This is a genomic window from Pseudomonas sp. NPDC012596 (assembly GCF_042902325.1).
GTDB lineage: Bacteria > Pseudomonadota > Gammaproteobacteria > Pseudomonadales > Pseudomonadaceae > Aquipseudomonas.
Genome location: NZ_JBIBEB010000017.1, coordinates 26,636 through 50,227 on the forward strand (window position 1 = coordinate 26,636; position 23,592 = coordinate 50,227).

The 23,592-nt window shown below is 62.3% G+C and carries 28 protein-coding genes and 1 pseudogene; 18 read left to right on the forward strand and 11 right to left on the reverse strand.

Features of this window, described 5'->3' with window-relative positions:
* The 7 genes from ACFY68_RS19595 (at nt 1) to ACFY68_RS19625 (ending at nt 8,211) form a co-directional block, all read left to right on the forward strand.
* Nucleotides 1–1,926 carry an extracellular solute-binding protein gene (locus ACFY68_RS19595; RefSeq protein WP_387530595.1) on the forward strand — a complete coding sequence of 642 codons (1,926 nt, stop codon included), beginning with the start codon at nt 1–3 and terminating at the stop codon, nt 1,924–1,926.
* Complete coding sequence (locus tag ACFY68_RS19600; RefSeq protein ID WP_387530598.1) at nt 1,923–2,981, forward strand: microcin C ABC transporter permease YejB; 1,059 nt, start codon at nt 1,923–1,925, stop codon at nt 2,979–2,981. Before ACFY68_RS19595 ends, ACFY68_RS19600 begins: the two co-directional genes overlap by 4 nt.
* Nucleotides 2,981–3,997, forward strand: a complete 1,017-nt coding sequence (locus ACFY68_RS19605; protein ID WP_387530600.1) for an ABC transporter permease — start codon at nt 2,981–2,983, stop codon at nt 3,995–3,997. Before ACFY68_RS19600 ends, ACFY68_RS19605 begins: the two co-directional genes overlap by 1 nt.
* Before the next feature lie 46 nt (nt 3,998–4,043).
* Nucleotides 4,044–4,814: a 3-hydroxybutyrate dehydrogenase gene (gene hbdH / locus ACFY68_RS19610; protein ID WP_387530603.1), complete on the forward strand. Its 771-nt coding sequence runs from the start codon at nt 4,044–4,046 to the stop codon at nt 4,812–4,814.
* 55 nt (nt 4,815–4,869) lie between these two features.
* A complete protein-coding gene (gene eco, locus ACFY68_RS19615; protein ID WP_387530605.1) occupies nt 4,870–5,349 on the forward strand; it encodes a serine protease inhibitor ecotin in 480 nt (159 codons plus the stop codon).
* 113 nt (nt 5,350–5,462) lie between these two features.
* Nucleotides 5,463–5,738 (forward strand): peptidylprolyl isomerase, encoded by a 276-nt coding sequence (locus tag ACFY68_RS19620; RefSeq protein ID WP_009686637.1) that lies wholly within the window; start codon nt 5,463–5,465, stop codon nt 5,736–5,738.
* Between the two features lie 136 nt (nt 5,739–5,874).
* Nucleotides 5,875–8,211 carry an autotransporter outer membrane beta-barrel domain-containing protein gene (locus ACFY68_RS19625; protein WP_387530610.1) on the forward strand — a complete coding sequence of 779 codons (2,337 nt, stop codon included), beginning with the start codon at nt 5,875–5,877 and terminating at the stop codon, nt 8,209–8,211.
* Here ACFY68_RS19625 and ACFY68_RS19630 read toward each other — a convergent pair.
* Complete coding sequence (locus ACFY68_RS19630) at nt 8,208–8,831, reverse strand: LysE family translocator (protein WP_387530613.1); 624 nt, start codon at nt 8,829–8,831, stop codon at nt 8,208–8,210. The two genes, ACFY68_RS19625 and ACFY68_RS19630, sit on opposite strands and share 4 nt — an antisense overlap.
* Nucleotides 8,832–9,125: 294 nt before the next feature.
* Between ACFY68_RS19630 and ACFY68_RS19635 the strand changes: the two genes are divergently transcribed.
* The 3 genes from ACFY68_RS19635 (at nt 9,126) to ACFY68_RS19645 (ending at nt 11,484) form a co-directional block, all read left to right on the forward strand.
* Nucleotides 9,126–9,857: a hypothetical protein gene (locus ACFY68_RS19635; RefSeq protein WP_387530616.1), complete on the forward strand. Its 732-nt coding sequence runs from the start codon at nt 9,126–9,128 to the stop codon at nt 9,855–9,857.
* Between the two features lie 105 nt (nt 9,858–9,962).
* Nucleotides 9,963–10,805 (forward strand): helix-turn-helix domain-containing protein, encoded by an 843-nt coding sequence (locus tag ACFY68_RS19640; RefSeq protein WP_387530619.1) that lies wholly within the window; start codon nt 9,963–9,965, stop codon nt 10,803–10,805.
* Nucleotides 10,806–10,869: 64 nt separating this feature from the next.
* Entirely contained in the window at nt 10,870–11,484 is a 615-nt protein-coding gene (locus tag ACFY68_RS19645; RefSeq protein WP_387530622.1) for a LysE family translocator, read from the forward strand.
* Here ACFY68_RS19645 and ACFY68_RS19650 read toward each other — a convergent pair.
* Complete coding sequence (locus ACFY68_RS19650) at nt 11,432–12,157, reverse strand: metallophosphoesterase (RefSeq protein ID WP_387530625.1); 726 nt, start codon at nt 12,155–12,157, stop codon at nt 11,432–11,434. The genes ACFY68_RS19645 and ACFY68_RS19650 overlap by 53 nt on opposite strands.
* A 74-nt stretch (nt 12,158–12,231) precedes the next feature.
* Here ACFY68_RS19650 and ACFY68_RS19655 point away from each other — a divergent pair, with 74 nt between their 5' ends.
* The 3 genes from ACFY68_RS19655 (at nt 12,232) to ACFY68_RS19665 (ending at nt 13,808) form a co-directional block, all read left to right on the forward strand.
* Nucleotides 12,232–12,747, forward strand: coding sequence for a DUF3016 domain-containing protein (locus ACFY68_RS19655; protein ID WP_387530628.1), 516 nt, complete (start codon nt 12,232–12,234; stop codon nt 12,745–12,747).
* 78 nt (nt 12,748–12,825) lie between these two features.
* Nucleotides 12,826–13,569, forward strand: a complete 744-nt coding sequence (locus ACFY68_RS19660; RefSeq protein ID WP_387530631.1) for a carbon-nitrogen hydrolase family protein — start codon at nt 12,826–12,828, stop codon at nt 13,567–13,569.
* Nucleotides 13,566–13,808, forward strand: a complete 243-nt coding sequence (locus ACFY68_RS19665; RefSeq protein ID WP_387530634.1) for a hypothetical protein — start codon at nt 13,566–13,568, stop codon at nt 13,806–13,808. The genes ACFY68_RS19660 and ACFY68_RS19665 overlap by 4 nt, the downstream gene beginning before the upstream one ends.
* A gap of 26 nt (nt 13,809–13,834) precedes the next feature.
* On the opposite strand, the gene ACFY68_RS19670 is transcribed toward ACFY68_RS19665, so the two are convergent.
* Together ACFY68_RS19670 and ACFY68_RS19675 are read right to left on the reverse strand one after the other, a co-directional pair.
* Complete coding sequence (locus ACFY68_RS19670; RefSeq protein WP_387530637.1) at nt 13,835–14,335, reverse strand: methylated-DNA--[protein]-cysteine S-methyltransferase; 501 nt, start codon at nt 14,333–14,335, stop codon at nt 13,835–13,837.
* 84 nt (nt 14,336–14,419) lie between these two features.
* Entirely contained in the window at nt 14,420–15,208 is a 789-nt protein-coding gene (locus tag ACFY68_RS19675) for a lipopolysaccharide biosynthesis protein (RefSeq protein ID WP_387530640.1), read from the reverse strand.
* Between the two features lie 194 nt (nt 15,209–15,402).
* Between ACFY68_RS19675 and ACFY68_RS19680 the strand changes: the two genes are divergently transcribed.
* Nucleotides 15,403–15,609, forward strand: coding sequence for a hypothetical protein (locus ACFY68_RS19680; protein WP_387530643.1), 207 nt, complete (start codon nt 15,403–15,405; stop codon nt 15,607–15,609).
* 45 nt (nt 15,610–15,654) lie between these two features.
* On the opposite strand, the gene ACFY68_RS19685 is transcribed toward ACFY68_RS19680, so the two are convergent.
* From ACFY68_RS19685 to ACFY68_RS19700, 4 genes are all read right to left on the reverse strand, one after another.
* On the reverse strand, nt 15,655–15,984 hold the full coding sequence (locus tag ACFY68_RS19685; RefSeq protein WP_387530646.1) for a hypothetical protein: 330 nt from the start codon (nt 15,982–15,984) through the stop codon (nt 15,655–15,657).
* 202 nt (nt 15,985–16,186) lie between these two features.
* Nucleotides 16,187–16,519: a hypothetical protein gene (locus ACFY68_RS19690; protein ID WP_346614257.1), complete on the reverse strand. Its 333-nt coding sequence runs from the start codon at nt 16,517–16,519 to the stop codon at nt 16,187–16,189.
* Between the two features lie 177 nt (nt 16,520–16,696).
* Entirely contained in the window at nt 16,697–16,993 is a 297-nt protein-coding gene (locus ACFY68_RS19695; RefSeq protein ID WP_387530649.1) for a hypothetical protein, read from the reverse strand.
* A 63-nt stretch (nt 16,994–17,056) separates the two neighbouring features.
* A complete protein-coding gene (locus tag ACFY68_RS19700; protein WP_387530652.1) occupies nt 17,057–17,389 on the reverse strand; it encodes a hypothetical protein in 333 nt (110 codons plus the stop codon).
* Between the two features lie 29 nt (nt 17,390–17,418).
* Between ACFY68_RS19700 and ACFY68_RS19705 the strand changes: the two genes are divergently transcribed.
* A complete protein-coding gene (locus tag ACFY68_RS19705) occupies nt 17,419–17,766 on the forward strand; it encodes a hypothetical protein (protein WP_387530654.1) in 348 nt (115 codons plus the stop codon).
* Between the two features lie 231 nt (nt 17,767–17,997).
* Here ACFY68_RS19705 and umuC read toward each other — a convergent pair whose 3' ends face one another.
* Both umuC and ACFY68_RS19715 read right to left on the reverse strand, forming a co-directional pair.
* Nucleotides 17,998–19,272 carry a translesion error-prone DNA polymerase V subunit UmuC gene (umuC, locus tag ACFY68_RS19710; protein ID WP_387530657.1) on the reverse strand — a complete coding sequence of 425 codons (1,275 nt, stop codon included), beginning with the start codon at nt 19,270–19,272 and terminating at the stop codon, nt 17,998–18,000.
* Nucleotides 19,262–19,690, reverse strand: coding sequence for a translesion error-prone DNA polymerase V autoproteolytic subunit (locus ACFY68_RS19715; protein WP_346614262.1), 429 nt, complete (start codon nt 19,688–19,690; stop codon nt 19,262–19,264). Before ACFY68_RS19715 ends, umuC begins: the two co-directional genes overlap by 11 nt.
* 101 nt (nt 19,691–19,791) lie before the next feature.
* Here ACFY68_RS19715 and ACFY68_RS19720 point away from each other — a divergent pair, with 101 nt between their 5' ends.
* The 3 genes and pseudogenes from ACFY68_RS19720 (at nt 19,792) to ACFY68_RS19730 (ending at nt 22,482) form a co-directional block, all read left to right on the forward strand.
* Complete coding sequence (locus ACFY68_RS19720) at nt 19,792–20,511, forward strand: SOS response-associated peptidase family protein (protein ID WP_346614263.1); 720 nt, start codon at nt 19,792–19,794, stop codon at nt 20,509–20,511.
* A gap of 75 nt (nt 20,512–20,586) precedes the next feature.
* Nucleotides 20,587–20,862: pseudogene (locus ACFY68_RS19725) on the forward strand (integrase); the annotation flags it as partial.
* A 33-nt stretch (nt 20,863–20,895) separates the two neighbouring features.
* Nucleotides 20,896–22,482 (forward strand): ABC-F family ATPase, encoded by a 1,587-nt coding sequence (locus ACFY68_RS19730; protein WP_346614264.1) that lies wholly within the window; start codon nt 20,896–20,898, stop codon nt 22,480–22,482.
* A gap of 53 nt (nt 22,483–22,535) precedes the next feature.
* Here the strand turns inward: ACFY68_RS19730 and ACFY68_RS19735 are convergent, their stop codons facing one another.
* Nucleotides 22,536–23,567 (reverse strand): RHS repeat-associated core domain-containing protein, encoded by a 1,032-nt coding sequence (locus tag ACFY68_RS19735; protein ID WP_387530661.1) that lies wholly within the window; start codon nt 23,565–23,567, stop codon nt 22,536–22,538.
* Nucleotides 23,568–23,592 lie beyond the last annotated feature (25 nt).

Sequence of the window (23,592 nt, forward strand, 5' to 3'; positions counted from 1 at the left end):
ATGAATATCCTTGTAGGAGCGGGCTTGCCCGCGATGAGGCCCGAGCAGGCAACGCCGTTGTCTGGCCGGGCCTTATCGCGGGCAAGCCCGCTCCTACAGGGTTTTCTGGGCTTGTTACTGGCGTGCATGAGCCTTGCGGCCCTGGCTGCCCCCACCCACGCCCTCACCGTCTACGGCGAAACACCCCGCTACGCTGAAAGCTTCCGCCACTTCGACTACGTCAACCCCGACGCCCCCAAGGGCGGTACCCTGCGCCGCTCGGCCATGGAGATCGGCCAGTTCGACCATATTCTGCCCTACATCGACAAAGGCACCGGCGTCAGCGAGGTCGACGGTTGGCTGTATGCCCCACTGGCGGTGCGCTCGTTCGATGAACCCTACACCGTCTATGGCCTGATCGCCCGGCGCATGGAGCGCGGCCCGCAAGACGCCTGGCTGCGTTTCGAGATCGACCCCAAGGCCACCTTCGCCGACGGCAAGCCGGTACGCGCCGAAGATGTGCGCTTCAGTTTCGAGAAACTGATGAGCCAGGGCAGCCTCAAGTACCGCACCCAGTTCGCCGACGTCACCGGTGTTACCGTCGAAGGCCCGCACCGCGTACGCTTCGACTTCAAGCAGCCCCACGGCCGCGCCTTGGCGCTGGACCTCGCCAGCCTGCCGGTGCTGCCCGAACACGATTGGCAACAGCGCGACTTCGCCAACGGCGCCGGCTTCGACACGCCGGTCGGCAGTGGCCCGTACCGCATCGGGCGCATCGACAACGGCCGCAGCATCACCTTCGAGCGCGACCCGCGCTGGTGGGCCAAGGACCTGCCGGTAAACCGCGGCCGCTTCAACTTCGAGCGTATTCGCGTCGAATTTTTCGGCGACACCGAAGTGGCGCGCCAGGTGCTAAAGGGCGGTGGCTACGACTACAACCGCGAGTTTTCCGCAACCGCCTACACCCTCGGCTACAACGGCGCACAACTGGACGACGGCCGCTTGCAGCGCGCCCACCTGGGCCCGGCCAAGCCACAGACCGCCCAGGGGTTCGTGTTCAACCTCGACCAGCCGCAGTTCAAGGACCGCCGCGTGCGCCAGGCACTGGCCATGCTCTGGGACTTCGAATGGAGCAACCGGCAGATGATGCGCAACCTGTACATCCGCCAGCAGAGCGTGTTTGCCAACACCCCGCTGGCCGCGCGCGCGCTGCCCGATGCCAGCGAGCTGCGACTGCTCGAACCGCTGCGCGGCAAGGTGCCGGACGAGGTTTTCAGCCAGGTGTTCACGGCACCGGTAACCGATGGGTCGGGGATCATCCGCACGCAACAGTTGCAGGCGCTGGCCTTGCTCGAACAAGCGGGCTGGCACCCGGAAAATGATCGGCTAGTGAACGCCGCCAGTGAGCCTCTGGCGTTCACCTTCCTCAATGGGCAGTCCGGCCTCGAGCGCCTGCTGCTGCCATGGAAGCGCAACCTGGCGCAGATCGGCATCACCCTGAACATCCGCAACGTCGACTCGGCGCAGTACGTCAACCGCGTCATGGCCCGCGATTACGACATGATCGTCACCGGCTATGCGACCACACTGTCGCCGGGCGCCGAGCTGTACAACTACTTCGGCTCTGCGGCGGCCAACGACCCGGGTTCCAACAACCTGATGGTGCTCAAAGACCCCGCAGTCGACACCCTGATAGACGGGCTGGTGCGCGCCGACACCCAGGCCGACATGCTGCGCCACGCCCACGCGCTGGACCGGGTGCTGCAATGGAACTACTACTGGATCCCCAACTATTACCCGCCGGGCAGCTCGACCGTGTGGTGGAACCGCTTCGGCCTGCCCAAGGTGCAGCCCGCCTATGACGAAGGCCTGGACAGCTGGTGGGAAGTCAGCCCCAGCGCGCTGACCAACGCACAGATGGCCGAGCGCCAAAAGGCCAAGCCATGACGGCCTATATCCTGCGGCGCCTGCTGCTGATCATCCCCACGCTGCTGGCGATCCTGCTGGTCAACTTCGCCATTGTTCAGGCCGCCCCCGGTGGCCCCGTGGAGCAGGCCGTGGCCAGGCTGCAAGGCATCGGCGGCGGTGCCCCGGGGGCGCGCACTGAAGTGATGCACGGTGAATCCCGCGCCACCCGTGGCCTGGACCCGAAACTGATCGAAGAGATCAAGCGCCAGTACGGCTTCGACAAGTCGGCCCCCGAGCGCCTGTGGCTGATGCTCGGCCAATACGCGCGGCTGGACTTCGGCCAGAGCTTCTTCCGCGGTGCCAAGGTCACCGACCTGATCCTCGACAAGCTGCCGGTGACGTTGTCGCTGGGTTTCTGGGCCACGCTGATCACCTACCTGGTGTCGATCCCGCTGGGCATCCGCAAGGCCGTGCGCCACGGCAGCCGCTTCGACGCCTGGAGCAGCGCGCTGATCGTGATTGGCTACGCCCTGCCCTCGTTCCTGTTCGCCCTGCTGCTGATCGTGCTGTTCGCCGGCGGTACCTCGCTGAACTGGTTCCCCGTACGCGGCCTGGTATCTGACGACTTCGACCAGCTCAGCCTGCTGGGCAAGGTCGCCGATTACTTCTGGCACCTGGTATTGCCGGTGGGTGCGCTGGTGATCGGCGGGTTCGCCACGCTGACGCTGCTGACCAAAAATGCCTTCCTTGACGAAATCTCCCGCCAGTATGTGGTCACCGCTCGGGCCAAAGGCCTGAGCGAGCGCCGGGTGCTTTACGGGCATGTGTTGCGCAACGCCATGCTGCTGGTGCTGGCGGGGTTGCCGCAGGCGTTGATCACGGTGTTTTTTGCAGGCTCGCTGCTGATCGAGGTGATTTTCTCGCTCGATGGCCTGGGGCGCATGAGTTACGAGGCGGCGGTGTCGCGGGATTACCCGGTGGTGTTCGGCACGTTGTTCATCTTCACCCTGGCGGGCCTGCTGATCCGCCTGATCGGCGACTTGTCGTACACCCTGCTCGACCCACGCATCGACTTCGACGCGAGGAGCCGCTGATGCTCTCGCCGGTATCGCGTCGCCGCCTGCAGCGTTTTCGCCGCAACCGCCTGGGTTGGGTGTCGCTGTGGCTGTTCGCCGGCCTGTTGCTGCTTAGCCTCGGGGCGGAGCTGGTGGCCAATGACAAGCCTTTGCTGCTTGGCTACAAGGGCGAGCTGTACGTGCCGGCGCTCAAGCGCTACAGCGAACAGCAGTTCGGTGGCCAGCTGCCGTTCCAGCCTGATTACCGCAGCGCCTATGTGCGCCAGCTGATCGAGGGCCAGGGTGGCTGGATGCTGTTTGCGCCCATCCCGTTCAGCGCCGACACCCCCAACTATGACCTGCAGGTGCCCACCCCCAGCCCGCCGAGCAGTGGCAACTGGCTGGGCACCGACGACCAGGGCCGCGACGTGCTGGCGCGGGTGTTGTACGGTACCCGGGTGTCGCTGCTGTTCGCCTTCGCCCTGACCGTGGTCAGCGTGCTGATTGGCGTGGTCGCCGGCGCCTTGCAGGGCTACCACGGCGGGTGGGTCGACCTGCTTGGGCAGCGTGTGCTGGAGGTATGGTCGGGGTTGCCGGTGCTGTATCTGCTGATCATTCTGAGTGGCTTCGTCGAGCCGGACTTCTGGTGGTTGCTGGGCATCATGGCGCTGTTTTCGTGGTTGACGCTGGTCGATGTGGTACGCGCCGAGTTCCTTCGCGGGCGCAACCTGGAATACGTCAAGGCTGCCCGCGCCCTGGGGCTGCGGGACAGCCAGGTGATGTTCCGGCACATCCTGCCCAACGCACTGAACGCCACGCTGACCTACGTGCCGTTCATGCTGACCGGGGCCATCACCACGTTGACCGCATTGGACTTTCTGGGCTTTGGCATGCCGGCCGGGAGCGCTTCGCTGGGTGAGCTGGTGACGCAGGGCAAGCAGCACCTGGAGGCGCCGTGGCTGGGCTTTACTGCATTCTTTGCACTGGCGGTGATCCTGTCGTTGCTGGTGTTTATCGGGGATGCCTTGCGGGAGGCGTTTGATCCGCGGCGGTAGTGCGCAGCGGCCCTATCGCGGGCATTTCGTTGCAAGGAGGATTGGCATGACACTCAGAGGTAAAACTGCACTGGTCACCGGTTCCACCAGTGGCATCGGGCTGGGCATCGCCCAGGTCCTGGCGCGCGCCGGAGCCAACATTCTGCTCAACGGGTTTGGCGACCCCGCAGCGGCGCTGGCCGAGGTTGCGCAGCATGGCGGCAAGGCTGCGCACCACCCGGCCGACCTTGCCGATGTGGCCCAGATCGAAGCACTGTTCGCCTTCGCCGAGCGCGAGTTCGGCGGCGTCGATATTCTGGTCAACAACGCGGGTATTCAGCACGTCGCGCCGGTCGAGCAGTTCCCGGTGCAAAGCTGGGACAAGATCATCGCCCTGAACCTGTCAGCGGTGTTCCACGGCACGCGCCTGGCGCTGCCGGGCATGCGTAAGCGCGAATGGGGGCGGATCATCAACATCGCCTCGGTGCATGGGCTGGTCGGCTCCACCGGCAAGGCGGCGTACGTGGCTGCCAAGCACGGCGTGGTCGGCCTGACCAAGGTGGTGGGGCTTGAAACGGCCACCGGTAACGTCACCTGCAACGCTATCTGCCCGGGCTGGGTGCTGACCCCGCTGGTGCAGAAGCAGATCGACGAACGCGCCGCCAAGGGTATTGACCCGCAGCAAGCGCAGGCGGATCTGCTGGCCGAGAAGCAGCCTTCATTGGCCTTCGTCACGCCTGAGCACCTGGGTGAACTGGTACTATTCCTGTGCAGCGAGGCCGCAAGCCAGGTCCGCGGCGCCGCCTGGAACGTCGATGGTGGCTGGCTGGCCCAGTGATGGCCGGCCTGGGCCTGGCGCTGGTCTGGCACCCGTTCAATTGCAAGGAGGCCGTATGCGCCCAACCCCACTGTCCGTGATTTTGGCCCTGACCCTGGCTGCCGCCGCCCCGGCGATGGCCGCCAGCCTCAAGGACGTCGCACCCTACCCCGATGCAGAAAAAGGCTTCACCCGGCAGGTGATCCACCTGCCGGCACAAGCCGATGAATACGCCTACAAGCTGGAAATTCTGGCTGGCAAGACGCTGGAGGTCGACTGCAACCGCCAGCGCCTGGCCGGCAGCCTGGAAGAGCGTACCCTCGAAGGCTGGGGCTACACCTACTACCGCCTGGACAAGGTCGGCGGCCCGGCCAGCACCCTGATGGCTTGCCCGGATGGCAAGAAGAAAATGGACTTCGTGCCGGTAGTCGGTGAAGGTTTCATGCTGCGCTACAACAGCAAGCTGCCGGTCGTGGTGTATGTGCCGGAAGGTGTCGAGGTGCGGTATCGCGTGTGGTCGGCGTCGCAGGACGTGAAGAAGGCCAAGGTGGAATAAGTACCCCCCCGCCTTGCCAACCCCCAGGTTGCTCGTGCAGTTGCGTGACCGCACGCAGCTGCGCGATCAGGCATAATGGCGCCCTTTTTTTTATCCCGAAGTACAGGTGTCCCATGAAAGCTCAAGCCCGCCACATCCTGGTCAAGACCGCTGACGAAGCCGAAAAGCTCAAGCAGCGCATCGCCAACGGCGAAGCCTTCGACGTGTTGGCCAAGAAGTTTTCCACCTGCCCTTCGGGCAAGCGCGGCGGCGACCTGGGCGAAGTGCGCCCCGGGCAGATGGTGGGCGCGATCGACCAGGTAATCTTCAAAAAGCCATTGCGCGTGGTGCACGGGCCGATCAAGAGCAAGTTCGGTTACCACCTGGTGCAGACGTTCTATCGCGACTGATAGCGACGCGCCACCTAGCATTTCTGCCAGTTGTCCACTGGCGGGCATTTACATACAAAGCAGGCAGGGCCGGTGTAACCCCCATTGGGGGGGCGCCAGGTAGTGGTCCCTCTCACATGGACACGGAGACCTGCCGATGCGTTTTCCTCACTTGCTGGCCGCTGCCGCGTTACCCCTGCTTGCCCTGCCTGCCGCGATTCACGCTGAGAACCTGACTGTCTCGGCCGGCGACACCTTGGGTGCCGTGGTGCAGACACCGGCCATCGATGACTTCACCATGACAGGCGGCACGGTTCAGTCACTGAACCAGGGTGAAAGCTACGACACCTTCAGCATGGCCGACGGGCGCATCATCGGTGCCTTCGAAGACGGCGACCGGGCCATTTTCAGTGGCGGGCGCATCGGCCGGGTGGACCTGAAACTCGCCAACAACTATTTCGAAATGTCCCAGGACACAGCCGTAGCGACCCTCATCGATGGCAACCTGGTGAGCGGTTTCGGCAACGACACCATCATCCTGCGCGGTGGCACCATCGGTGGAAACATCAGCACCAGTGGCGGTGTGGATACGATCACCATCAGTGGCGGCGCCTTGCGCGGCAACGTACTGGCCAGTGCCGGCGACGACGTTTTCAATTGGTCGGGCGGCAGCATCGGTGGCCGGGTCGACATGGGCCTGGGCAATGACCAGGCCACTATCAGCAACCTCGACGCCAACACCCTGGTCAACACGCTGGACGGCGGTGACGGCAATGACAGTTTGCGCTTCAGTAACAGCCAGGTGGCGGGCGGCGTGCTGTATCCCAACTGGGAGACGATCAGCCTGACCGACAACAGCGTCCTCACACTCAACGACACGATGACGCTGGGCGATGCCAATAGCGCAACGGGCACGTTGAGCCTTGATGGCAGCAGCGCGTTGCGTTCCCGCCAGGGCACGGTTGCGGCGTTCACCGAAGGGCAACGCGCAACGCTAATCAACGCCGGCACAATTGACTTGAGCGGCGGCAACGATGCGCAGGGGCGCCTCACGATCAAGGGTGATTACCAAGGCAACGATGGCGTATTGCGTGTGAACAGCGTGCTGGCCGGTGACAACGCTGCCTCCGACCGGCTGGTGGTCAGCCAGGGCGCCATCAGCGGCAGCACCCGCCTGCTGGTCAACAACCTGGGCGGCGCGGGTGCGGCCACGCCGCAAAACGGTATCCAGGTGGTCGAAGCCCGCGACGGCGCCACTAGCAGCGCCACCGCCTTCACCCAAACGCAGACATTGTCGGCAGGTGCCTACGATTACCGGCTGTTCAAAGGCGGTGTCACCGCAGGTTCGGAAAACAGCTGGTTCCTGCGTTCCACGCTGGTGGCGGCACCGCCGGTCACCCCCGTGCCGCCAGAGCCAAGCGTACCGGTTAACCCCGGCACTGACCCCACCGAGGAGCCGGCGGCCACGCCGCCGGTGGCAGCACCCGCCCCTGGCCAGGCCGAGCTGCCTGCCCCGGTAGCCGGCGTCAGCACGCCGCTGTACCGCCCCGAAGTACCGGTTTACGCGGCTGCCCCACGCGGCGCCGCCCTTATCGCCCGCCAGGCCCTTGGCACGTTCCACCAGCGCCAGGGCGATCAGCAGTTGCTCGACGGCCAGGGTGGCCTGCCCGCAGCCTGGGGCCAAGCCTATGGCGGCACCTTGCGCCAGCAATGGAGTGGTACGGTCAGCCCGAGCCTGGACGGCGACCTGTACGGCTTCAAGGTAGGCCAGGACCTGTATGCCCGCGTCAGTGACAGCGGTTACCGCCAGCAGGTGGGCATTTACGTCAGCCACAGCCGCCTGAATGCGGATGTAAAAGGCTTCGCCCTGGCCGTCGAGGACCGCAGTGTCGGTGACCTCACGCTCGATGGGGACAGCGTGGGTGCCTACTGGACGCTGGTCGGCCCGCAGCGCGGGTACCTCGATGCCGTGCTGCAGTACACCGACCTGGACGGCCGCGCCCGCTCCCAGCGTGGCGACAAGCTGAACATCAACGGCCACGCCTGGACGGCCTCATTGGAGTCCGGTTACCCGATCAGCGTATCCGAACGCTGGACCGTCGAACCGCAGGCCCAGCTCATCGCCCAGAAGGTGTCACTCGACAGCGCCAACGACAGCATTTCGCATGTTACCTACGACGCCCAGGTGGAGCTGACCGGCCGCCTCGGCGTGCGCCTGGAAGGCAGCTTTACCGGTAGCAGCGCCCGCCTGCTGCAGCCCTACGCGCAGGTCAACCTGTGGCATGGCGACGGTGGCCGCGACACCCTGACGTTTGACGGCGTGGACTCGATCAAGACCGATTACCGCTACACCTCGCTGCAGCTTGAAGCCGGGCTGGTCGCCCAGGTGAACGAAGCGCTGAGCCTGCACGGCGGTGTGCAGTACGCCAGCAACCTGGACAGCCGCCAGCAGGAAGCCAGCGGCGTGAACCTGGGTGTGCGCTGGCAGTTCTAGCGGCGAGCTGCCAGCAACCCTAGGCCAGCGCAGCCCAGCAGGGATGCGCTGGCCCGATTGAACATCCGGCGCGGCCCTGGCTGGCTGAACCAGCGCTGCAGGTAGGCGCCCAGGCCCGCGTAGATGGCGATCGCCGCCCACTCCAGCAACAAGAACAGCACACCCAGGTAGAGGAACTGCTCACCCACTGGCGTAGGGCTGGCGACTGAAACGAACTGGGGCAGAAAGGCGGTGAAGATCAAGATCGCCTTCGGGTTGCCCGCTGCCACCCAGAACTCCTGCCGCGCCAGGCGCCAGCCGCCACGTGGCTGCTCACCTGCGACCACCGCTTCGCCCACCGGGGCACGCCACAGTTGCCACGCGATGTAGAACAGGTAGGCCGCGCCCACCACCTTGATCGCCAGGAACAGGTATTCGCTGGTGTGCAATACCACGGCCAGGCCCATGGCAGCCAAGGCGATCATGCCGCTGAACGCGAGGATACGCCCACCACCCGCCATGCAGGCGGTACGCAGGCCATAACGGCTGGCGTTGTGCAGCGACAGCAGGTTGTTCGGCCCCGGGGCCATGTTCAGGGCGAAGCAGGCGGGGATGAATAGCAGCAGGCTCGAAAGGTCCATGTTCTTTTCCTTGTCATCAGCCAGTCATTTCGGCGCTTACCGGCCATCCGGTCAAGGTACAGCCGGAGAATAAAACTGTATGGGCGCAAGCCCAAGCGCCATGCGGGCTCGCCTGTTGGCTATCGCGGTTCGCTTGAAAGCCTGCAAACACTGATAGCAAATCAATATCAACTGGCGATGCCAGGCGATCTATACCTGCCCTTGGCACAAAAAAGTGCCCAGGTGCACGGAGCCCTGCGCAACGGAAGCGGCGTGAAAGCACCTGTCCTTTCAACATGTATAGGGATTTACAACATGGATAGCATCGGAATCAGCGCTGCACAGATCAACTGGAACGGCGGCCAACGCATTACTCTTGGCTCCGGCGACGTTGCCACCTGCACCACCCTGCGCCCAGGCCAGCTGTACGGGGTGTTCATCTACAACTCGGCGGGCAAGGACAACAACGCCGACGTCAACCTGGTGTGGAGCAACAGCCAGCCACCGTGCCAGATGACCATCCCCGGCACCACGGCCAACGCCGGCCTGGCCTCGATAGGCTTCGTTTCGGGTACGGACACCCAGACGATTTCCCTGTCGGTACCCCCCAACAGCGGCATTGCCCAGGTCGAAGCGTGGATCGGCAGCGTCAGCATGCCGACCAATACCGCCGGCCTGAACAACCAGCCGCTGCCGGCCAACGGCGAGCAGGTGCCGTTCAACAAATACACCCGCTACTACGCTGTGCCGCCCTCCAAATGGATGAAACTGACCATCGTCAGTACCATCAACCAGTTCATCTCGTGCCAGTTCCGCCAGGACAAGGCGGTGGTGTTCGTGGTCAACGAAACCAGCAATGGCTTGCTGAGCGGCCAGGTGCAATGCATGGGGCCGACGGCCAAGGAACAGGGCACGGTCAATATCACCACCTCGTCCACCCAGAGCATCAACGAAAACCTGCAGGGCGATGGAAGCCAGTGGGTGTGGATCGATGCTGACAGCCCGCAGGACTCGCAAACCGCCAGCATCGCCTTGCAATCCCTGTAGCAGCAGGTAGGCGCAAGGCCTGGGAGGCTCCGCCCGGGAGCCTCCTCCGTTTTGCCCCGGTATGGCCGGCGCTGCTAAGCTTGCGGCCCTACCGAGGAAGCCGCAATGTCTCGCACTCGCGCTTTAGCCCAAGCCTCCCTCTGGCGTGACCCCGCCCTGCCCTGGGTGGAAAGCCGCCGCGCCTGCCATAGCCGCGCCTGCTACAAGGCGCACAGCCACCCGACCTTTTCCATGGGCGCTGTGGACGCAGGCTATAGCCACTTCACCGGTGCTGCCCAAGGCCAGCAGCGCCTGACGCCAGGCACCGTGGTGCTGGTGCCCGCGCAGCGGGTGCATGCGTGCAACCCTGCGCCCGGCGAGGCCTGGAGCTACCAGATGCTGCATATGGATGCGCAATGGCTGGCCGCCATGCGCCTGGAATCCGGCCTTGATGCGGCCGAGCCTGGGGCACCGGCTCGGATCAGCCGGGCACCGGCGTTGTATCACGCGTTTTGCGCGCTGAATGATCTGCTGTTTTCTGCCGCGAGCATCGGCGAGAAGGAAGCCGCGCTGATCGCCTTCATGGGGGACCATGATTTTTCCACCCACCCGCCGTTGGCGCCTGCTCCAGCGCCTGAGCTGGCCCTGCCAGCCTTGAAAGGCCTGATCGAGCATATCGAAGCACAAGACCCTGCACAGTTGAGCCTTGAAGCGTTGGCCCGCCAGGCAGGCCTGGGCCGTTACCAGTTGATCCGGGCGTTCCGCACCGCAACCGGGCTGACGCCGCATGCCTACCTGATCAATGCCCGGGTCAACCATGGCCGGCATTTGCTCCGCCAAGGGCTTGCCCTGGCCGAGGTGGCTTACCGGTTGGGCTTCGCCGACCAGAGCCATTTCCAGAGGGTGTTCAAAGCGCATGTAGGGGTGACACCTGGCGAATACCGGCAGGCGTCGGCCCGCCTGCAATAATCTTCAATACCCGCGCCTGGCCTGCCTCCACACTGCGGCTTTCTCACCTGAGCAAGCCCACCCCATGGAGCAGTTCCTGATCATCGCCCTCGCCCACTTCCTCGCCCTGCTGTCCCCCGGGCCGGACTTTTTCCTCGTTGCCCGCACCTCGATCAATGCCGGTTGGCGCGTGGCCAGCGGTGCCTGCCTGGGCATCGCCCTGGCCAATGGCCTGTTCATCGGCGTAGCCTTCGCCGGCCTGGCCATCCTGCGCGAAGGCAGTGCGCTGTTCATCGCCCTGCAGCTGGCCGGTGCGGCCTACCTGCTGTACATCGGCGCGCTGTTCCTGCGCCATGCCGGGCAGTGCGACCTGGCTGTCGTCGATGCGCGCGGGGCTATTCGAGGTTGGTGGCGGGGGCTGAGAATGGGCTTTGTGTCTGGCATCCTCAACCCCAAGAACGCGCTGTTCTATGCCAGCTTGGCGAGCATGGTCGCCAGCAGTGGTGCTGGCTGGAAGTGGGCCTATGGTGCCTGGATGTTCAGCATCGTGCTGCTCTGGGACCTGCTGGTGGCCGTGGCCATCGGCAATCGACGCCTGCTGCGCCGCTTCACCCATGCCCTGCCCTGGCTGGAACGGGCATCGGGGGTCATGTTGATGCTGCTGGCGGCGGCGTTGATGGTTCACCTGGTGCAGGGCTGAGCAGGGCCAAGGTGGCCATGTCCATCAAGCTGAAATGGCCACTGGCCCAGCCACCGGTGTCCAGGTGCCAGACGTTGCCCAGCCTTTTGGCCTGCAACACCGGTGTGTGCCCGACCAGCAGGGCTCGCACGCCTTCTACGGCTTGGGTATCACTGCCCTTCAGGCGTTGGCGCGACCACTGGCAGACCTCGCGTACTTTTGCGTCATCGTCGAACAGCAGGCTCTCGCGCAATGCGGCCCAGTCAGCGAAGGGGCTATCAGCGTGCAACAGGCCGATCAACCCGGCCGGGGTCTGAACCTCCATGGCAATCGGCAGTTGCAGGAACTGCTCGACAAACACCGCTTGCTGGTCACTGGGCAAGTCGATGAACCAGCCACCGCCCGCCGCCCGGTACATTTCCAGGTCAAGCCGCCCGCCATACAGGTGGGTGATGGCCAGCGACTCGTGGTTGCCTTGCACCGCGTGGAACCACGGCTTAGCCAACCAGGCCAGGGCTTCTTCGCTGTGCGGGCCGCGGTCAACCAGGTCGCCGACGCTGAACAGGCGGTCCACCTGCGGGTCGAAGCCCACTGCGGCCAGGCACTGCTCAAGGCGCCGAAAATGCCCGTGAATATCGCCAACGGCCAGGTCACGCCCGTGGCTGTTGGCGGCTACCCGCCGAAACCGGCTCATTACAATGTTCCTCTGCTGCCGCACCCTGGCAGGCGTAAAATGGGCGAACAGGCAGCCCGCCCCGGAGGTGCATCATGCGTACCGCTCTTGTCTGTGCCGCGCTGATGGCGCTATCAACCAACAGCATGGCACAAGCCACCCCACCTGCGCAGGTCGAGGTGCATTTCGATCACCCGGAAAAATTCCGCGACGCCAGCCTGGACAGCGCGGGTTACGAACGCGGCGCCGACGCTTACGTGATCAAGACACTTACTCAATACCTGCACAAGCTTGGCCAGCGCTACCTGCAACCGGGCCAGCAACTGGTCATCGACATCCGTGACATCGACCTGGCCGGCCGTTTCGAGCCGTGGCACAGCCGTGCCTACGATGTGCGCTTCATGCGCGACATCACCTGGCCGACCATCGACCTAAGCTACACCCTGAGCCAGCCCGGCCAACCGACCCAGCAGGCTGAGGAACGGGTCAGTGACAAGATGTACCTCAGCCGCCCGGGCCGGGTGACCAGCGGCAGCGACCGGCTGTATGCGGAAAAAGCCATGTTGAACGACTGGTTCCGCCAGCGCTTCGCGCCCCAGCCAGCCTCCTGAAAATCCCTTCACTGGCACAGGCGATCCTGCCGAGAGTATGCTCGGCCCTTCGATCTGTATCAGGGAAAGGACTCACCCATGAAACTCTGCGCCGTCCAGCTGGCATCACGCAAAGGCGATTTGCCAGGCAACCTTGACCGGCACTTGCGCTGCATCGAGCAGGCCGCAGCGCTGGGCGCCGACCTGGTGGTGTTTCCCGAACTGTCGCTGACCGGCTACGAGCCCACCTTGGCCCGGCAGGTGGCATTGCCGATCAGCTCTGCCCGGCTCGAGCCGTTGCAGGCACTCTGTGACCGGCTGAATATCTGCGTCGCCGTGGGCCTGCCGCTGCCTACCCCAGCGGGCATACAGATCGGCATGCCGATCCTGCGCCCCCGCCAGCCGCCGCTGGCGTACGCCAAACAGCGCCTGCATGCCGACGAGCTGGCGTTTTTCGCGGCCGGTGACCAGCCATTGGTATTCGCGGCCGGGCAGCTGCAGGTGGCGCCTGCCATCTGTTACGAATCGATGTTCATGGCGCATGCCGCAGACGCGCGCGCACGTGGCGCGCAGCTGTACCTGGTGAGCGTGGCGAAGACTGCCAAGGGCATCCGCGAAGGCTACGAGCACTACCCGGAAGTGGCGCGTACCCTGGGTATCCCGGTGTTGATGGCCAACTGCGTCGGCCCTGCCGACAACTTCGTGGGTGCCGGTGGCTCGGCCGCCTGGGACAGCCAGGGCCAATTGCTGGCGGCGCTGGGCGAACGTGATGAAGGCATGATCGTGCTGGACACCCTGGCTTCCTGCGCCACTGGCGTACCGCTGGACGCGCCAGCGGCATGAAATACCTGCTTTTGATCCTGGCCAGTTTTGCCAGTACCTACTACCTGGTAGGGCTGTTGATCCAGGGCCAGTTGGCGGACATTGCTGAAGCGTTGCGCCACCGCCCGGATGCGCCGCCGCCCGGGCAGTACTTGCGGGAAGTGCGGCCGCATGCACGTCGGGCACATCGGCAGTACACGTTGATGGCGGGCTCGGCGGTGGCGCTGGTGATCTGCCTGATTGTCTATGCGCTCAGCTGATGCCGCCGGGCTGCGGGCTGTATCGGCTACAAGTCCAACGCCAGGCTCTGTCGCCCTTCCAGCGCCAACAGGAATTGCTTGGCCGGCAAGCCACCGGCAAAACCGGTCAGGCTTCCGGACGCGCCAATCACGCGGTGGCACGGCGCGATGATCGAGATCGGATTACGCCCGTTGGCCGCGCCCACCGCCCTTACCGCACTGGGGCTGCCGATCTGCCGGGCGATGTCGCTGTAGCTGCGCGTCTCGCCAAATGGAATGGTCAGCAGCGCCGCCCACACCTGGCGCTGGAACTCGGTACCGGCAAAGTCCAGCGCCAGCTCGAAACGTCGGCGCTTGCCGGCAAAATACTCACCCAGCTGGCGCGCAGCCTCGCGCAGTATCGGCTGCTGGTCATCACGGTGCAGCGCGCCCAGGCGCACGCGGTTTTCCCGCTCTTCTTCCCACAGCACGGCGGCCAGGCAATCGCCGCGGGCCACCAGGGTCAGGGTACCGACCGGGGATTGCATGAAGGTGAAGGCGCTGGACATGCGAGGTACTCACTGCGTGGCAAGGTCGGCGCACTGTAGCGCCGTGCCCCGGCCTGCGCACTCGCTTTCTTGCGCCGGTAATGTTCAGGCAGCGATGCGCCGCGCTTCATCCAGGCCGATTCGGGGGATCAACGCCGGGGGGATGCGCGACACGGCAGACAGGTTGTACACCTGAAAATGCTCGTTGACTACGTGCTCGGCCATCAGCGCCAGCGATGGCAGGATGCGGCTGTCCCAGTGCTGGTCGAGCCCGCAAGGTGAACATTCGCCCTCGCCGCTCTCGTAAAAACGGCCCAGCGACTGGTCGAGGTCCACACCCACCATCAGCACCTGCTCGAACCCCAGGTGGTACGCCAGCTGCAGGGCGACATAGGCCACCGTGCGAGCATCGTAGTAGCCACTGGACAGGTCCTTGCTGAAGGCGATCGACCGCGCCCGCTTGCTCCACAGCGCGCGACTGCAGACATGGCTTGCACCATGCCCACGCAAGCCATCGAGTACTCCCGGGTTGTCGGCCTTGTGCAGCGGGTAGCACTCGGTGCCTGCCGGAATATCCGCGCCGGCGAACTGCTCGGGCCACAGGGCCAGGCGCTCGCTGTGATGCAAGGCCGTGGTAAACAGCTCAGGCTGTTGATCACGAAAGCTCTTGTCGGTGCAGACGTAGAAAAACGGCTTTATCCCGCAGGCGGCGGTGAGCGCGACTGAACCATTCATGGCAATTACGGGAAGGTGGGCGAATTCACGCAAGGGGAACTGCCTGGCCGAGGCCCCTGAGGCAAGAATCACCACAGGGCCCTTCTGGGTATTGCGACACGCCTCGAAACTGGAGAACGCCCCGCGTTCAGCATTGAGCTGCGACGGAAGTGTGTTCATCTTGAATCATCGGTTTGGACTATCTAGAACAGAGTACCCCCTGACGCCTACGTTGCAGTCGGTTTTACCAAAACCTTACACAATCCGACCAACGGGTCGCTGATCGTCCGCCCTGCTCATTTATCCATGAGTTTCCTTGCTGGTTATCCCTTGCGGTACTAATACTTAAGTCTCTGCCTGGGGAGGCACGATCAATGCAACCACGATTTGTTATCGTTCCTGCTGTGCCCATCGAAAGGGAGTCCGTGCGCATCAGTGGCAAATACTGCGCGGCTACGGTGTGCGGGGGCTTCGACATCTATGACAACCACGCGAAGGAGCGGCTCAAACCCAGCTACCCGAGCAAGGTGGATGCGGAGGTGCAATGCCGCCAAATGAACCTGAAGGTTGAAATACGCTAGAAAAGCTGCGGCCCGCCGATGCCGGCGGGTCGGGCTATGGGGCAGTCAATCCAAGCACTCTCTCGCCGCCTGGCGCAGTTTGTTGCCCGACAGGAAGCTGCCTTTATAGAACGTCGCCCGGCTGCCTGCACGGCTCTCCACCACTTCGAGGACTTCATCGGACGCCACTGCGCTGGGCGCGGTCAGCCGATAACCGTGGCTGATGGACTTCTGCGTAGTCAGCGGCGCCAGTGCTTGCCACTTTGGCAAGACACACGCGGCATAGACATCGGGGGATTTGTTGGTCAGCTTGCTGGCGGTGGGCTTACCAGGGTTTGCGCAGCCGGCAAGGCCGACGACCAATACGGAGCAGAAAAGAATGCGAAGTGTAGGCATTTGCAATTAACCCAAATGGACAGGGTGCATTTTAGCCATGCTTTGGCGAATGCACTAATCCACAAAGGTAGAACCCGCGATTTGCGGCGCACTCCATATGCGCGGCGGTATTTCTGTACCAGGCTCTACGTGGCCCCTGTAGGAGCTGGCTTGCCAGCTCCTACAGGGGCCGACCGCCGATAAGCCAACTCCTACACTACGATCAGGCTTTGGAGCACATGAGTGCCGCGTCCAGTAACCGCCCGTGGTCATACCAGGCATCACGTTGGTAGGCGGTGAATTGATGGTGCGTGCCGGCGTTACGCAGCTCTATCAGGCCGTTGGCGGTAGTGGGATCAGTGCTGTCAACGAACAGCTTCAGCGCGTCACCCGTACCGACTTCATACGTCGTTGCACTGCCATGCAACTCTTCCTTGACGCACCCCAGATAATCCGGCGGGCTCTTGTCGGTGATGCCAGACGTATAATCGTGGCCATCACGAACATCAGGGTTTTGTGCACACCCCGCAATGAAACTTGTAGCCAAAGCCGACATCAGTATTGCACCTGTGAATGATATTGGGCTCTTCACGCGACACACTCCTGCAGCCCCCTGCAAGTACGTTGCAAAATTGGCGAAGCAGAAAAGCCCATGTTTTAGTTGTAGGCGTGACTATATTAAACCGCGTCAGCAACGCGCCAATATTCTTGTTCGCTATATGAACGACTGTGATCAATCCTGCTCAGTCAGTTCACACACCCCATTCACGCCCCCTTTCCCCGTGTACGACACCCCGAGCGACTCATCGGGGTTGATCGAAATCGAAATGGTCACTCCGCTGCCCTTGGCCTCGTAGTAGGCATCACTGAATTTTTTCAGCTTTGCTTCCTTGCCATTGATAAACACCGGCCCTCCCTCGTCCGCATGCACTTCAATGTTGCCCGGGCAGTTAGCGTTCACCAACGGGATATCGGCATTGGCCAGGCTGGCCACGGCAAGCAGAACAGCACCCAACAGTAAGCGCTCCATACAAAACTCCTGATCAATGGTCGCAGTTCAACAAAGTGTAGAACGCCGCTCAGGCATGACAGCTCAGTAAACGACCCAGTGCGCGACAATGCCTTTGACCAGATGCCAGGATTTCCACAAGGAGAAATGCTCGAACAGCCGGTTGGCGTTTCCCATCGCGCCTGCAATAGAGAGGTAGACAAACCACCGCCTGAACAGCCGATACAGCTTTCTTCTGGTAAATCGCAACAACCCACACATCCTGAATCGTGTAATTGCCCCATAACGAAAAAACCCGACGTTATGTCGGGCTTCTGCATCACGCCTCAACACGCACAGGCATGACGGGGTGAGGCAATGATCGGCCAGGCTGCCGTTTAGCGTCAAGCGGCCGTTGATTGCTTTGGTGAACAGCAAAAACCATCAGGGTCAGCTAGAGTTTTGATGTGTTCAAGCACCGTGAGATGACGATCATGCTAAAACAAGAAGCAGACGACGTGATTGAGCGTATCAGGGACGATCTTAAACGGCACGGGGTGCTGATCGGCTATGACCCCGAGTTCACCTCGCCGGAATTCGGCTGCGACCTGGACCACCATGTTGCCCAGGCCAGAGAGGCTCCGGAAAACAGGGTCGTGCGTATCGTGATACATGACGAAGGCCTGTGGACCCAGCTCAGGCAGGGGTCCGTGTATCGCTGCGTCGTCAGCGAATGTAAAGGCAAGCTATTCGGCATGCCGGTTATCATTGAACCTCGAACCGATGCGTCCTACACCATTCAATACAAGCTCTAGGTTTTGCCCGAATGCTGTAGGAGCTGGCTTGCCTGCGATCGGCTGGTGTAGGAGCTGGCTTGCCTGCGATCGGCTGCGCAGCAGTCGTAAATGCTATATCCGCATTCTGTCTGGCACTGCGCAGAAACCGATTTTACGACTGCTGCGCAGCCGATCGCCGGCAAGCCAGCTCCTACAGAGACCGCGCCACGCCATCTTTCGTAGAGCGTCCCGCCCAACCCGAACGGTACCTCAACATCTGACGCGCCACAGCTGATCGATCCGCGTGGTGTATGACTGGCTCATCATTTCCCTTCGCATACCCCAGTCAGGGGACACCGGCACGCTGCCCGCTCTCATGGTCCCCCTGCCCCAACGCTCGTTGATGTCGTCCATCACCTGCATCAGCCGGTCACACGCTACCGACTGCTTAAGCGCGAAAAGGTCCTCGGAAAACTCGCCAGGTTGGCGCAGGTCCATCAGCAGTACCTCAGCTTTGCTGTAACGGAAACCCGGCCGGAAGACTCGCGCTACTGCATCGGTGGCCAGCCGGGTCATCAGCAGCGTGTCGCAAGTCGGGTAAGGCAGTTCGACCAGTGCACCTTGGGCATGATGCGCCTCGTCCGGGTTGAACATCCCGGTGCGGATACTCACGCGCATGCGCTTGCACACCGATCCCTGGGCGCGGAGTTTCTCTGCCGCTCGCCCCACATAGGTGGCCACCGCCTGCTTGATTGGCGCAAGCTCGGCAAGCCGCTTGCCAAACATGCGGCTGCAGCAGATTTCCTGCTTCGGGGGTACAGCTTCGTCAAGCTCCAGGCAAGGTGTGCCACGCAACTCCCGGGCGGTCTTCTCCACGACCACGCTGAATTTCTGGCGGAGCGTCGCTGGGTTCGCTTTGGCCAGGTCCATGGCCGTGCGAATGTCCATCGCCTCCAGGTGCGCTGTCATTCGCCGCCCGATCCCCCACACCTCCTTCACGTCTGTATTGCGCAGCACCCAGTCGCGCTTGAAGGGGTCGCAGATATCGACCACCCCACCGGTTTGCGCCAGCAAGCGCTTGGCGGTGTGATTGGCCAGCTTGGCCAGCGTCTTGGTGGCCGCGATCCCCACGCCCACGGGGATCCCCGTGCATTGAAAGATCCGCGCACGCACCTGCCTGCCAAACTGGGTCAGGTTGCCCTGAATGCCGCGCAGGTCAGCGAAGCACTCGTCGATGCTGTACACCTCGGTCGCCGGCACCATCGACTCGATCAGCGTCATCACGCGCTCGCTCATGTCGCCGTACAACGCGTAATTACTGCTGAAGGCCATGACCCCGTGCTTGCGCAGCCTGTCCTTTGCCTGGAAGTACGGCTCGCCCATTTTCACGAACGGTTTGGCGTCGTACGACCTGGCAATCACGCAGCCGTCGTTGTTGCTCAACACGACGATGGGCGTCTTGGCCAAATCGGGCCGGAACACACGCTCACAACTCGCATAGAACGAATTGCAGTCGATCAGCGCGAACACCTGGTCACTGGGCATGGTCGCGCACGCTGTAGCGCACCACACCCCAGACAACCAGCTCGTCGCCTTCCATGATGTAACGCGGTGGGTAGGCGGGGTTCTCGGACTTGAGCATCACCACCCCGGCGCGGCGGTGCAGCCGCTTGCAGACGGGCTCGCTATTGACCGCTGCTATGACGATATCGTCGTGCTCTGCTTCACGCCCGCGGTCTACGATGACGATGTCACCAGAGTAGATGCCCGCCCCTTGCATGCTGTCGCCCTCGACTTTCACCAGATACACATGCGGCGCGCGGAGGTCGAATAGCTCATCGAGGGAAATATGACCTTCCAGGTGGTCTGCCGCAGGTGATGGAAAACCTGCCGGGACATGGAATGAGTACAGCGGTAGCGGTTCGGTACCGCCGGTTGGCGTACCCAGGAACGTGATGGTCATGATGGAAGGCCCGATGCAGACTGTATGCATATACAGTTAATCTGGCATCGTTCGTCCGGTCAATCCTGGGCAGCGAAATTTCTGACAAGCGAGAGGTGCATATGTGTGGACGGTACTCGATCTACGAGTCGATGGATCACTACCTTCGGCAGCTGTCACTGGACCTGGTGGTGATCAATGGCTATGACCACGCGTCGATCGACCGCTACAACGTAGCGCCCTCGACGCGTGTCGAGATTATTCGCCAGGTGGAGGGCGGGCTGAGCGTGGACCGGGTCAAGTGGGGCTGGTCGCCGTTCTGGGCAAAGGGGAAGCGCCCCGACCCGATCAATGCACGGGGCGAGACGGTGGTTACCGGGAAATTCTTCAAAGGGCTATGGCCAGGCGGCCGAGCCTTGGCGCCGGCGAACGGCTGGTTCGAATGGATACCCGACCCTGCAGACCCGAAACGCAAGCAGCCCTACTACATCACCAGCGCCGACGGCGGGCCGCTGTATTTCGCAGCGCTTGCCGAAGTGCACCAGGGCCTGGAGCCAGATGAACGCGATGGGTTCGTGATCATCACGGCGGCTGCCGACCAGGGCTTGGTAGACATCCACGACAGGAAGCCGCTGGTGCTCACAGCGGAAACGGCAAGGGAGTGGCTTGACTCGGCCACATCACCAGCGCGAGCAGTCGCGATCATGCAGGGCGGTTGCAGGCCGGCTGAGGATTTTCGCTGGTATCCCGTCGACAAGGCTGTGGGCAATGTACGTAATCAGGGTGCAGCGTTGCTGGAGCCGATCAGTGAACCCGCTCGGCAAGGTGACCTGGAGTTTTGAGCGGGTGCGGCGACGCAACGCTATTCACTGCCGCATAAGGCGGCGAGACGAACAGCTACGTGCGCGCTTGACTAACCAAGTGTTACAATCCGTCCCTTCAAATCAGCGCTCAAGGCGCTGGCCATCCGTGAACGCCGGCAGTACGACACCCGCCACACCTCTGCAACCCTGAGCCTGATGGTTGGGATGAACCCTGCGTTCATCGCAGACCCGCTCGGTCACAGCGTCGAGATGTTGCCCTCTACCTACGCGAAATGGATCAGCTCCTCCTCGGACTGGAGGGAGCTGGAGAAGCTGCCGCCCCGAGTCGAATTGGCCCAGAACTGGCCCAACACAGACAAGAGGGCCTAAATACACCTCTGGAACCCCCGCAGGACAAGCACTTTGATTTCTACCGCTAACATCACCATGCAGTTCGGCGCCAAGCCGCTGTTCGAAAACGTCTCGGTCAAATTCAACAACGGCAACCGCTACGGCCTGATCGGCGCCAACGGTTGCGGCAAGTCGACCTTCATGAAGATCCTCGGCGGCGACCTGGACCCGTCCGGCGGCCAGGTCATGCTCGAGCCGAACACCCGCCTGGGCAAGCTGCGCCAGGACCAGTTCGCCTACGAGGAATTCACCGTGATCGACACGGTGATCATGGGCCACGGCCAACTGTGGAAGGTCAAAGCCGAGCGTGACCGCATCTATTCGCTGCCGGAAATGACCGAAGAAGACGGCATGGCCGTCGCCGAGCTGGAAACCGAGTTCGCCGAGATGGACGGCTACACCGCCGAATCGCGCGCCGGTGAACTGCTGCTGGGCCTGGGTATTCCGCTGGAGCAGCACTTCGGCCCGATGAGCGAAGTGGCGCCGGGCTGGAAGCTGCGTGTGCTGTTGGCCCAGGCGCTGTTCTCGGACCCGGACGTGCTGCTGCTCGACGAACCGACCAACCACCTGGACATCAACACCATCCGCTGGCTGGAAACGATTCTGACGGCGCGTAACAGCACCATGATCATCATTTCCCACGACCGTCACTTCCTCAACAGCGTGTGCACGCACATGGCTGACCTGGATTACGGTGAGCTGCGCCTGTTCCCGGGCAACTACGACGAGTACATGACCGCGGCCACCCAGTCGCGCGAGCAGCTGCTGTCGGACAACGCCAAGAAGAAAGCCCAGATCGCCGAGCTGCAGACCTTTGTCAGCCGCTTCTCGGCCAACGCCTCCAAGGCCAAGCAGGCAACGTCGCGGGCCAAGCAGATCGACAAGATCCAGCTGGCTGAGGTCAAGCCTTCCAGCCGTGTCAGCCCGTTCATCCGCTTCGAGCAGACCAAAAAGCTGCACCGTCAGGCCGTAGTGGTCGAGAAAATGGCCAAGGCCTTCGACGACAAGGTGCTGTTCAAGAACTTCGACATCACGGTCGAAGCCGGCGAGCGCGTGGCGATCATCGGCCCCAACGGCATCGGCAAGACCACCCTGCTGCGCACGCTGGTTGGCGAGTTGACGCCAGATGCCGGCTCCGTGAAGTGGACCGACAGCGCCGAAGTGGGTTACTACGCCCAGGACCACGCGCACGACTTCGAAGACGACGTGTCGCTGTTCGACTGGATGGGCCAGTGGACCTCCGGTGAACAGGTCATCCGCGGCACCCTGGGGCGCATGTTGTTCTCCAACGACGAGATTCTGAAGTCGGTGAAGGTGATTTCCGGTGGTGAACAGGGCCGCATGCTGTTCGGCAAGCTGATCCTGCAGAAGCCGAACGTGCTGGTGATGGACGAACCGACCAACCACCTGGACATGGAATCGATCGAGGCGCTGAACCTGGCGCTGGAAAACTACCCAGGCACGCTGCTGTTCGTCAGCCACGACCGTGAGTTCGTGTCGTCGCTGGCCACCCGCATCATCGAGCTGTCGCCGGACGGTGTGGTGGACTTCAGCGGTACTTATGACGACTACCTGCGCAGCCAGGGTGTGGTGGTGTAAACCTAAGAGTTGGCCTGGGCGCCGCAATGGCGCCAGGTCACCTATTCGTTGAATTAGTCTAATCGAACATTATTACCACCAGCGCGCTTCATTTCCGCTATTGTCCAGCGACGCACGCGAACTGAAGCGTTTTTCTTCTGGAAATCATCAGCTCCGAACTTACTACGATCTTCTGCAGTAATCTCAGTTTTATCCCGTAGAGCTTTGTATATTGCAAACAGCAAACGCTGTGTTTGTGGACCATCCATCCCGCGAATAGGCGTTGCAGTTTGAATAAAATCTTGAAAACTTTGCTCAACTGCTGGTTCAGCCAGATGACGGCGTGTTGAGTCATCCATAGACCGATAATTTCTGGTAGAGGTTCTCACGAACGTAGTACTGCCAGTAGTCCCCGAAGTGCTTGAAGGACCAGCACTGATAGTAGTCATGACATAATCTGGAGAACCAGCGCTGACATTAGCCACTGTATTAGTTGAAGATCCAGCGCTGACATTAGCCACTCTATTAGTTGAAGAACTAGCAATGACAGCAGCCCCTGGACGTTGTGAAGGATAGGGAGCGACAAGAAGTCGATGTCGGGCGGCACTAAGAGAATGGACTGAATAGTCGTACCCAACGTGCAGCGGCGACCTGGGACGGCCGATCGAAAATATATCCATATGTCCAGAAGGATCAATCCGATTAATCGGATCCCCTCCGCAATACATGTAGGCATTGATGCCTCCCGCCGCAAATGGGCTGAAGGAGTCTGGCGAATGGAAACGCATCAACACCGTGTTAAAAAAACGATAACCGCTACCCAGAAAATATCCCGGCAGGCTCCAGGCTTTCAGTTGCCCTGTGAACCCTGTCGCTGATGGCAGTGTTGTTTCCAAGCCGTACGGCGTGTAACGCCCAGTGCGAGAGGCGTTGGCCGACATGACATTCATCGGTGAGCCTTGTTGATCACAACCGAGCACGAGGCTTTGTGAGCGAGCGCCGGAGCAATGCTCCGCAAGCGGCGTGTCTAGTGCCCTTAAAAGCGTTGTGTCGCCATCGGGGTGCAGTACAGTCTGCACCGCATTCTGCTGGTAGAACATTTTCATGCGCTGCAACCCTCTCGGTTCGGTT